The organism is Saccharopolyspora sp. NPDC045941, assembly GCF_056431445.1.
The window spans coordinates 1-9,286 of record NZ_JBWKKU010000125.1; the positions used below are offsets into that span (position 1 = coordinate 1).

8 protein-coding genes and 1 pseudogene are annotated in these 9,286 nt (G+C 66.1%); 3 read left to right on the forward strand and 6 right to left on the reverse strand.

The annotated features are described in order from the left end of the window. Positions 1-553: 553 nt before the first annotated feature. Positions 554-1,912 (reverse strand): hypothetical protein, encoded by a 1,359-nt coding sequence (locus tag AC07FN_RS45040; protein ID WP_478401232.1) that lies wholly within the window; start codon positions 1,910-1,912, stop codon positions 554-556. A gap of 87 nt (positions 1,913-1,999) precedes the next feature. Beyond that, positions 2,000-2,335, reverse strand: coding sequence for a hypothetical protein (locus AC07FN_RS45045; RefSeq protein WP_478401233.1), 336 nt, complete (start codon positions 2,333-2,335; stop codon positions 2,000-2,002). 126 nt (positions 2,336-2,461) lie between these two features. Between AC07FN_RS45045 and AC07FN_RS45050 the strand changes: the two genes are divergently transcribed. The 3 genes from AC07FN_RS45050 to AC07FN_RS45060 all read left to right on the forward strand — a co-directional run bounded on the left by AC07FN_RS45050 (position 2,462) and on the right by AC07FN_RS45060 (position 4,803). Next, a complete protein-coding gene (locus AC07FN_RS45050; protein WP_478401234.1) occupies positions 2,462-2,902 on the forward strand; it encodes a hypothetical protein in 441 nt (146 codons plus the stop codon). A gap of 14 nt (positions 2,903-2,916) precedes the next feature. After that, positions 2,917-3,156 carry a hypothetical protein gene (locus AC07FN_RS45055; protein ID WP_478401235.1) on the forward strand — a complete coding sequence of 80 codons (240 nt, stop codon included), beginning with the start codon at positions 2,917-2,919 and terminating at the stop codon, positions 3,154-3,156. Between the two features lie 1,167 nt (positions 3,157-4,323). Further along, positions 4,324-4,803 carry an integrase core domain-containing protein gene (locus tag AC07FN_RS45060; RefSeq protein WP_478401236.1) on the forward strand — a complete coding sequence of 160 codons (480 nt, stop codon included), beginning with the start codon at positions 4,324-4,326 and terminating at the stop codon, positions 4,801-4,803. Positions 4,804-5,435: 632 nt separating this feature from the next. Here AC07FN_RS45060 and AC07FN_RS45065 read toward each other — a convergent pair. The 4 genes and pseudogenes from AC07FN_RS45065 to AC07FN_RS45080 form a co-directional block, all read right to left on the reverse strand. After that, a complete protein-coding gene (locus AC07FN_RS45065; protein WP_478401237.1) occupies positions 5,436-5,981 on the reverse strand; it encodes an EF-hand domain-containing protein in 546 nt (181 codons plus the stop codon). Continuing rightward, positions 5,965-7,827: an acyl-CoA dehydrogenase family protein gene (locus tag AC07FN_RS45070; protein WP_478401238.1), complete on the reverse strand. Its 1,863-nt coding sequence runs from the start codon at positions 7,825-7,827 to the stop codon at positions 5,965-5,967. Before AC07FN_RS45070 ends, AC07FN_RS45065 begins: the two co-directional genes overlap by 17 nt. A 287-nt stretch (positions 7,828-8,114) precedes the next feature. After that, positions 8,115-8,327, reverse strand: coding sequence for an integrase core domain-containing protein (locus AC07FN_RS45075; protein ID WP_478401239.1), 213 nt, complete (start codon positions 8,325-8,327; stop codon positions 8,115-8,117). A 588-nt stretch (positions 8,328-8,915) separates the two neighbouring features. After that, a pseudogene (locus tag AC07FN_RS45080) lies at positions 8,916-9,197 on the reverse strand (lysine transporter LysE); the annotation flags it as partial. Positions 9,198-9,286: the final 89 nt, after the last annotated feature.

The window sequence follows — 9,286 nt, forward strand, 5'->3', positions numbered from 1 at the left end:
TCGGTCCTCCCTGACTCGACTCGAGTCAAGGTCACCGGACAAAGGGGTCAAAATTCGGATGCCACGCCGGGGTCAGTATTCACGTGCCGTCGACATACGCCACACCGCTGGCGGGTTTTATTGCTATGTCAAGCAAGGGCAACAGTTCTACCGAAGGACCGGAGGCGCGGAATGTCGCTCGCTGCTATTGTGCTCCGACATTTCTTGGAGTGACTCCGCCGATGGGCGGCACCGCGCCGCCTGAACCAACGCGCCCCGCACCCTTCACCGGGTACGGGGGCGCGTTCGTCGTCTCTGGCCTTGGCCGTAGGAAGGACTTCGTCCTCTGTTTCGCGCCTCGCGGATCTCGCAAGATCGGCGGAGCCGGGAAACTGGCACGTGGTTTGCCCGGGGCGGAAGGGCCCAGCTCAACCGCACGAGCGCTACCCATGGGCCCGTCAGTCCACTTCCATCGACGATGACCCGCCCCGGCAACCCACCGAATACCGGCTGAAGATGTCAACCTCGACTGGCCCCGGAGTGACGGCCTGAGGTGGACCCGCGCGAGCTCTCTTCAGACTGACGGTTGTTGGTCGAGCAGCCCGACGGGGTCGGCGCTGTAGGCGACCATCCAGCTGGGGTCGATGCGATACCACACGTTCTCGTCCCAGAACGGTTCGTCGCCGTCGTCGTCGTAGTGGTTGACGAGGTAGTCGCGGACGGTCGGCCAAGTCGGGTCGCTGCTCGTCCCCTCGGGGTTCAGCGGAACGGCGTGTCCATGCGTGAAAATGCCGAGCTGCTCGCCGCGCATGAAGGTCGCGCTGATGCCGGGCCGCGCCGCGAGATGACGGGCTTTAGCGGCCTGGCGGTGGGTGCCGACGATCCAACGGCCGTGCAGGAGGTGCCCGTCGGCGCCGCTGATGCGTGGCTCACCGCGCCGGGTGACTGTGGCGATGGCCAGGGTGCACATGCCTTGGCAGACTCGGACAACCTGCTCGGCGTTCAAGGTGCTTTCACCTGGCCGGATGATCGATTTGAGGTGGCTGCTGGAGGATCGCGCCGTCGTCGGACTCCTCGTCCTGCTCGACCTCGAGGTCGCTGCTCTCCTCCGCCAGCTCCTGCGGCCAGTCGTCATCCGGAGCGCTGGCAAGGCTGGCCCGACCGGTTCTCCTTCCGCCAGCGACCACCATTGGAAACCCCGCCCGACCCAATTCCGCAGGCAGACTTGTTCCTCGCCGTCGGTCAGCTGCCCACCGGCCAGCGCAACCGGCCCGGGCCATCGCGGATCGATCCGATCGGTGTCCAGTTCGCCGAGCGGGCGCCAGGACGCCCACAGCGTCCGCCACGGCAGCGCCAGCCCGCATTCGTCGAGCCATTGGCAGAGCGTCTCGTCGCCGCACACCGTTGCGGACCACTGCAGACGTGCGGCGTGCTCGGCCAGCGAACGTTCAGGGTGGTCCCGGAACGTCCTGCTCGCTTCGAGGACGACGCGCCTGCGTCGGTCTGCCGCGTCGGTGTCTGCTTGCCCGGCCCCGCGCACCGCGTCTTCGAGGTTGCGCTGCTGCGACAGCAACACGCGCCGTGGGTCGGTGAGCCAGTTGTCGACAGCGAACGCCCCGGCCGCGTGGCCGGGGCCAGCGCCGAGGGCGTAGCGCTCAGCCGCGGTGCGAGTGGCCTCGAGCGCATCCCTGGGCACGAACGACGCGATGGTGGACAGCACGCTGAGCCGAGTATCGGATCCGAGCGAGACCGCGGCGGCGCGTCCCAGCGCTTCGTGCCGGATGCGCCAGCACGCCACCTCGCCCGAGGCTGTTGGGACGGCGGTCCGCTCGATCAGTTCACCGGTAAGTGCGGCTGCGTCCTCCAATTGGCGCGCGGGAACGTGCTCGCCGAGCAGGTTGCTCGCCGCTGCCTGCCACACCTCCTGCGGCATTCCCGGCGTGCCTTCGGCGAGCGCGATCGGCGCCAGCAGTTCCGACAGCCGGGATCGCGGTACCGGTTGCGAGGCGAGTAGAAGATCTTAGACCTCGGCGAGCGTGCCCGGCAGCCGCTCGGCTCCACTCGGTGACCAGCGGGCCTTGCGGGTTCGCAGCACGATCGCCGTTGCCTCGGCCAGCAGGAAGTTCAGCGACGAGCGGTCCGCGATCTCGGAGGCGATGGCGCGAACCACGTCCACCGGTGCGTCCGCGTACGGGGTTCCCGGAGCAGCGAGCAAGCGGCTGATCCACGCTTCGAACTCCGTGCGGTACGGGGCGTGGTGAGCGTCGTCCAGGTCCACAACCGACCCGGCGGGCAATCCCACCTCGCGCGTCAGGGCCGCAGCCCGCTCCTTCGGCAGCTCGACCAACAGCCGCACCGAAGGGAAATCCGCTTCCCGCCCGGGACGGTAACGTCCCGATGCGTATTTGTTGCTGCTCAACAAATCCGACAGCAGGTCGGTCAGCACATCGTCCGGAACCGACGAGCACCGGATGCCTCCCGCATGTTCGACGTTGATGATGGCAACCAGGAACGGACGCCCGCGCTTCCCGGCCGCCCTGCTGACCCCGATGGGACTGACCTCGCCCGCGAGCGGTCCGCGATCCAACCCCAGCTCTTCGTTCACGGCGACGGCGAGGTCGGCTGCCGAGGCACCGGTGGCATCGACGACCGCGTCGAATTCCCGAACCACAGACCTGACCAGGTGGGTCTTCCCGCAGCCAGCCGAACCGGTGATCACCCGCGCGGCGTCGGTGGGGTCGCCGTGGCCAGCCATTCGCCCAATTCCAGCCTCGTGGCTTCCCGCGCCACTGTCCCGAGCCGCATCGCACGCATCCCGTCTTTCGTCGTCGAGCAGAACAAGATCATATCTTTCGCCACTGGACAGGCCGTCGATTTCGCGCGAGATCGACGGCTAGCTGACCGCTATGGTTCGCCGGGTTGAGAGGGAGGACCGGAGTGTTCGTCGAGATCGTCTTCGTGCGGCTGCCGATCGATCGCGACGACGTCGAAGAGGCTTTGGAGGTGGCGTTCGAGCTCGACGGCGAAGTCACCGATGCGGGCAGCGGCATGGGTCGTTGCCATCTTGACCTTGAGATCGCGGAGAGCCCGGACACTACCGCGGCCCTGCAGCGGCTCCGGGCGGTGCTTTCCGAACTGGGAGTCGCGGACTGTGCGGCCTTGAACGTCGGCGAATGATCAAGCCGCGCCCTTCTTGCGGCGGTTGACGCCCCAGAGTGTGTCGTCGCCGATCGAGTAGCAGCCGTGGAAGTAGCGCACTCCGTGGGTGCGGTGGTCCCTGTTTGGCCCAGCACAACCCGGCGGTGGGCCGGATGCCGAGCGGACCGAACTCATCGGACGCGAAGGCGCGGTCGGGGAAGCGGTCCAGGACGTGCTCGATGCGGTCGAGCTTGGCGGCACGTTCGGGGTCGGGCGACTCCTTCCAGGTCTTGGTGCGCTGGAAGGTGATGCCGCGACGGGCGAGCAGGCACCGTAATGCCTCACGGCCGATGCGGATCACGCGGCCGTGCACCTTCTGCAGGTAGGCGGCGAGTTTGCGAATGGACCAGCGGGTGAGGGGCTGGCTGAGCTCGGTCGGGCGGGTGGTGGCGTCGCCACGACGAAGTCCTCGTCGTCAGAACTGAGCAGGCGGGGACGGCCTCCCGCCCATCGAGGGTCCAGGCAGGCCAGGCCGATCTCGTTGAACCTACGTCGGCCGGCCGGGGCCCGCGCACCGGAATCCCGTGCCAGGCCAGCTCGCAAAACGTCACCGGGTTGACGCCGGACCGTCCCGCCGGCGTGAACCGGCTCTCCTGCGCGCAGGGAACGTCGGGACAGCCGTCTGGCCCTGCCGCAAGATCGGCCCAGGTGAGCACCGCACCATCAAAGTGCGGCCGAGGGAAGCAGGCCACGGTGCGGGCGTGCGCCTCGGCCAACGCCGCCATCTCCCGCGCCCCGGGCTCCAGGCGGCGGTCGGTCACCGCAACGAAGTCGATATCGCTGGCCGTGCCGAGCCGACCGCGACCGGCACCGCGCGGATGAAAGTCTCCCAAAGCCACCGATCCGACCAAGTAGAAGCCGGTGACCAAGCCCGGCGCCAACTCATCCACGGCAGTCAGGAACAGCTCCACACTCCGACCGACCTCGACCGGAAGATCACCGCTAGGCATGCCAGACAACCTACCGAACACCTCAATCCGGCACGTCAAAAACCGGAGCTGGACGGATGCTCGCCGTGGCCCTGTCGTTCTGGCACCCCGATCGGCGAGGAACGGGCGACGTGACACCCCGGAACTCAACGACTCGGCGTCGACGCCGCTGATCGATAGACCACACGCCACACACCAGCAGGACGGGCGATCTCACATGCCGAAGGAAAACACCACTCACCACGAGCACGGCACTCGCCGGATCCGGGTTCTGGGCGCCACCGCGCACCCGACCACCTCATGGGTGGCTCAGGCCGCGAGGAATCTTGTCATGGACCTCGAGGACACGGGCTGCAGAGCGCGCCTGATCCGGTACCGCGACAGCAAGTTTCCCAAGCTGTGCGACCCCATCCTCAAGGACGCAGGGATCGACGTCGTGCTCAGCGGCACCCACATGCCGAGAATGAACTCGATCACGCAAAGATGGGTGCAGACCTGCCGACGCGAACTCCTGGACCGCACGCTGATCCGGAACCAGCGGCACCTGCGCCACGCTTCACAGGAGTTCGAAGAGTTCTACAACTCGCGCACCGGCCTCACCAAGGCATCGCAAACGCCCGTCCGCTGCACCCCTTCCGGAGCCGATCCCCGACCCAACCCAGATCGCCCACCTCGACATGCGAAGACGCGCGCCTAGGCGGCATCCTCAGCGAATACCGACACGCGGCCTGACCTCGATGGATGACACTTCCGGCAAGCGCAGCTCGCCGCGCTGCCGAAATCCGCGCAGCCCTGGGCGACAAACATCCTCTGTGGACACCGGAGTGGACGAACCGAGGCCGCCGACCCTGGAGGAGATGCGCAGCGGCGGCCACACTCACCTCCGCGCGAGACCGTCCAGCCGTGTACGGCGGATTCCCGGGCGACACAGCCACCGCGCCCCGTTCCACGCCACCAGAGCCTGCATGGAGCACGTCATCAACTGGCTTAGGCGGCGCGGAAGGAACGGGGCCGGCTGCACATCGTGGCCGTCGGGGAAACCCGGTGCGCTCGAAGGCCTGGTGCATCGGGCACATCGTGCCCAGCGCGCCGACGCCGAGTTTCGCACGGAATTGGCGGCACGGACCGGCAGACTCGACGACGCCGCAAAAGGAGTGCCTGCATCAGCGGCAGACCCCGCACCAGGACCTCAAGACCAACGGGTGCACGGGACTTCTCCGCCGGAGGAGCACCGCCCGTCCGGAAGACATCCGGTTCGAGCCGCATCCGCCGCTGGCCACGCTGCTCCCACCAGTTGTCGTCCGGAGCGGGCCATCGTGCCCCGGTCCGTCAGAACCGTCCGAACAGAGTGTTGCCGGGGAGTTCTGGATCAGTGCCGATGAAGAACTGCGCTCCCGCGGTCTGCAGCTCGTCGCGGGTCAGATAGCCGCTCGCGTCCTTGTCGAGCGTGGCGAAGGCGGTCCGGCAGTCCGGCTCCGGGATGCCGAAGGCGGCGGACATGGCACGCGTGAAGTTGTCCGAAGTGATCTTTCCGTTCGACTCGATGTCGGCGATCCTGATGACCGCGTCTGCGAGGGGCCGCACGTTCTCGTAGCCCTGGGGATTGTCCTGAACGCCTGCGGTGTAGGCCGATCGGTACTCGTCGAAGCTGACATGCCCGTCGCCATCGGTGTCCATCGGCTTGATGATGTCGTCCCAGAACCGGACGAACTCCTCGCGAATTTGGCTGTGCGGGGCGGATTCCGCGGCGACTCCGAAGGCGGTGTTGACGTTCTCCGCCGCGGTCAGGTAATCGTTCCGCTCGAGCGTGCCGGACCCGTCACGGTCCATGAGGCTGAAGAAGTGGCGGAGCTTGCGGTCAAGGAGTTCTGACATCGGTGTTCACCCTTTCGTCGATATTCCGGACATCGTGATCACTGGTGACGAGCTCGAAGGTGGCGAGGAAGTCGGTCGAGGCGATGGGATAGCGCTCCAGGACTTTGGGTGAGACCGCGAGCGCCTCGACCAGGGTCAGCGCATGTGACGCGAGTTCCGCCGTAGCGGCTTCGGTGGCATCGGGCAGCTCACGGACGTGATCAGCGGTGATCCGTTCTTCGGCGAGCAGGTCACCGGCGTGGCGGGCGAGACAGCGCAGCACGAAGAGACGGTGGACGCACCACAGCAGTTGCTGGGCCTGGTGGTCTCCGGATCGATCGGCGGCCGCCAGCAGGGCACGGGCGGCGTGACGCTGCGCATGGGCGCCGGTCATCTCCAGGGCGGGACCGACGGCGGCGTTCCATTGGTCCAGCGGTACTGGAGAAGATTCTCGAAGCAAGCGCGAACGTGCTCGCTGGTGCCAGATGTATTCGACGTCGCCGAGCAGAGCTTGGAGAAACCCGGGGTCGTCGAGATGGCGTCGGTCGGGTGCTGTCGCAGCCGGTTGCGGCAGCTCCTGGCCGAGCAGCTCACGGGCCGCTTTGACCGAGATAACGAGATTGTCGCCTTCCGCGGTGATGCCGCCCGTGTAGTAGTCCGGAAGTTCGGCGATGCCGTTGAAGGGGAACAGGCCCTGTGCGCCGCACCGTTCCCGGCACTCGATCGCGACCATCCGTCCCTGCCATGAGATCCACGCCTTGGCGATGGCGACGAGCCGTTCGTTGTTCGCGCGATCGGTGGCCGTGCTGCGTATCCACCGATGCAGCACCTCACGGTGCAGCAGAGTCGCGGCATAGGTGTCGGCCAGCGCCCCCATGAGCCTCGCCCGGTGGCTGGCGTGCTCGAACACGGGCACGGTCTGCCCCTTTGACAGGCCGGTGGTGTGCCGGGTGTGGGCATAGCGCATGGCGATCGTCATTGCGGTGCGGGTGAGACCGATACCGCCGGCACTCATGCAGAGCTTGCCCTCCGTGACCCGGCCGATCGATCGCAGGAACCGCAGTCGGCGCTTGTCCACCGAGCTCGTGAAGGAGCCGTCGCCTGCGATTCGTCCGTGCTCGCCGGCCAGCAACGAATGGGGCGGCAATCGGACGTGATCGAATGCCGTCAGGCAGTGGTCTACCGAATAACCGATCTTGTCAGGCAGCCGACGGACCCGGATGCCCGGAAGCGTTCGGTGGCCATCCGTCAACGGGGTCAGGAAGAGGAAGATCCCCCGGTCCTGCCCGTCATGGATCAACCGGGCCGCGACGAGTCCCGTCTTCGGGCCGCCGGCCGTACTGGAGTTGGGCATGAACTTCTGCGCGGCCGATGTCGGGGTGTGCAGCACGAACCCACCGGTCGAAGGATCATGGGTAGCGGTTGTCTCCAGTCGCACCGCATCGTTGCCATGCCCGACCTCGGTGCACAGGAAGACCCCGACCTGCTGCATCGTGCGGAACGGGGCCAGGTCCCGCCGGTCGTCGGCATCGTGATCGAACAGGCTGCCGAGGAACAGGTTGTAATGGACACCCGCGGCCGTGAGCATGCCGCCTTCGATCGGGGCCAGCCACTCGTGCAGCGCTGATATCGCTTCCACGTCATCGGCCAGCTCTTCGGCGGTGCCGAGCGAATTGTTGATCAGCCGCAACCGCTCGTAGGAGTCGTCGACACGTTCGTACGGTCCTGCAGTGGCGCGGTGGTGAAAGAACTCGTTCTCGCTCAACGCCCGCCACCGGGAATGGACTGCTTCGAAGCGGCCCACGTAGAGGGCGTCGGTCAGCGAAGCAACGGTGCTGGACGCCGGATCCTCCGGAACGCTATCCACCAAACTCCTTCCGGGCTGTGCGACAGCTCCACCTAGTTCCGGGTGAGGAGTCAATCAGAGACATCACTGAAAGTCACTACTTGATCACTTAGAGAGATCGGTGTAAGGCGTACTGCTGCTGCAGCAGCAGTCACATTGCTTCAGCAGCATGAATGCGAAGTACAGCACCGACCAGCAGGGCTGCCCCGAGATGGCTTGGGGCTCCCCGGGAGTGATGTTCCCCGGGTTTTGCGGAGCCGGGTTCCCGGAGTTTAGGTGACGGGCTGGAGGGCGGGGTGGCTGTTCTCTTACTCGATCGGGGTGAGCATGCCGAGCGCGCTGTGGCGGCGTCGGAGGTTGTGGCAGATCTCGAAGGACTCGGAGATCGTGTTGGCCAACTCGACCCGTGTCTGCCATTCCTTGCGGTTGAGCAGCCCGGTCTGCATGCGTCCCCAGAAGGACTCGATGACGGCGTTGTCGAAGCAGTCACCGATGGAGCCCCTTGGGGGGAATGAAATCACCTTCCCAGTGGCCGGCCGTGTTTCGGTCGTCTACTTCGGATGGTCGCTGGTCGATCCGGGCGTCGTCGCGGATGAATTTCCCGCCACGACGCCTTGTTCGTGCTCGGAGCACGCGCAAGGCACGTCCGGTGCGCAGACACGCGGTGCGCTCGCGGCGCAACGCCCCACGGGATGGGACTTTCGTGCCCCGGTATCGGTAGCGGCTGACCGTGACCGATCGTGGCCGGAACATCGCCGCTTCGCCTGTCCTGGTCGAGAATGCGGTCATCCGGTTTGACCTGGGCGATCGTGACGTCCGATGATCCGCGATCGTGTCTGTTCGTCTGGTCTAAAAATCGAGACGGCACCCATCGGGACGATCATACAAGATCCACAACTGGGCTCTTCCCACGGTCGGGCTGACAGGATTTGGACCTGCGACCCCTTGACCCCCAGACATGTCCACAAGAGACACTGACCGGCGAAAGCCAAGAAACCGCAGCACAATACGCCAATCCTCGGCGAGGGTCGGTCGACTTTGACATCAGGTACCGGCGGTGGCCGTGACCGATGTCCGTGAATGACGGCGTCAGTTGATCAAGCGGGGTGTCAGGTTGTCGATATCAGCAGGCGGAGCGCGAGGACCGTGATCAGGGTGCTGGAGAGCATGGCGGTGATGAGTCGCCCGCGCCTGCCGGTCAGGACGCGGCCGAGCAGCGCACCGCCACCGGCAAGGAGCAACTGCCAGCTGGCGGACGCCGCGAAGGCAGCGAGAACGAACACGGCCTGCTCCAGGTGATCGGATACCAATGTGGTCTGGCTGCCGAGCACGAGAGCCGCGAAGTAGATCACAGTCGTGGGATTCAGCATCGTGATCCCCCACAGCCCTAAGAGTTCCTAACAGAGGGTTTTGGTGTGTCGGTAGCAGATGATGCATGTGGCCAGGCCGAGGAACGCTTCGTGGATGTCGTCGCGGCGTT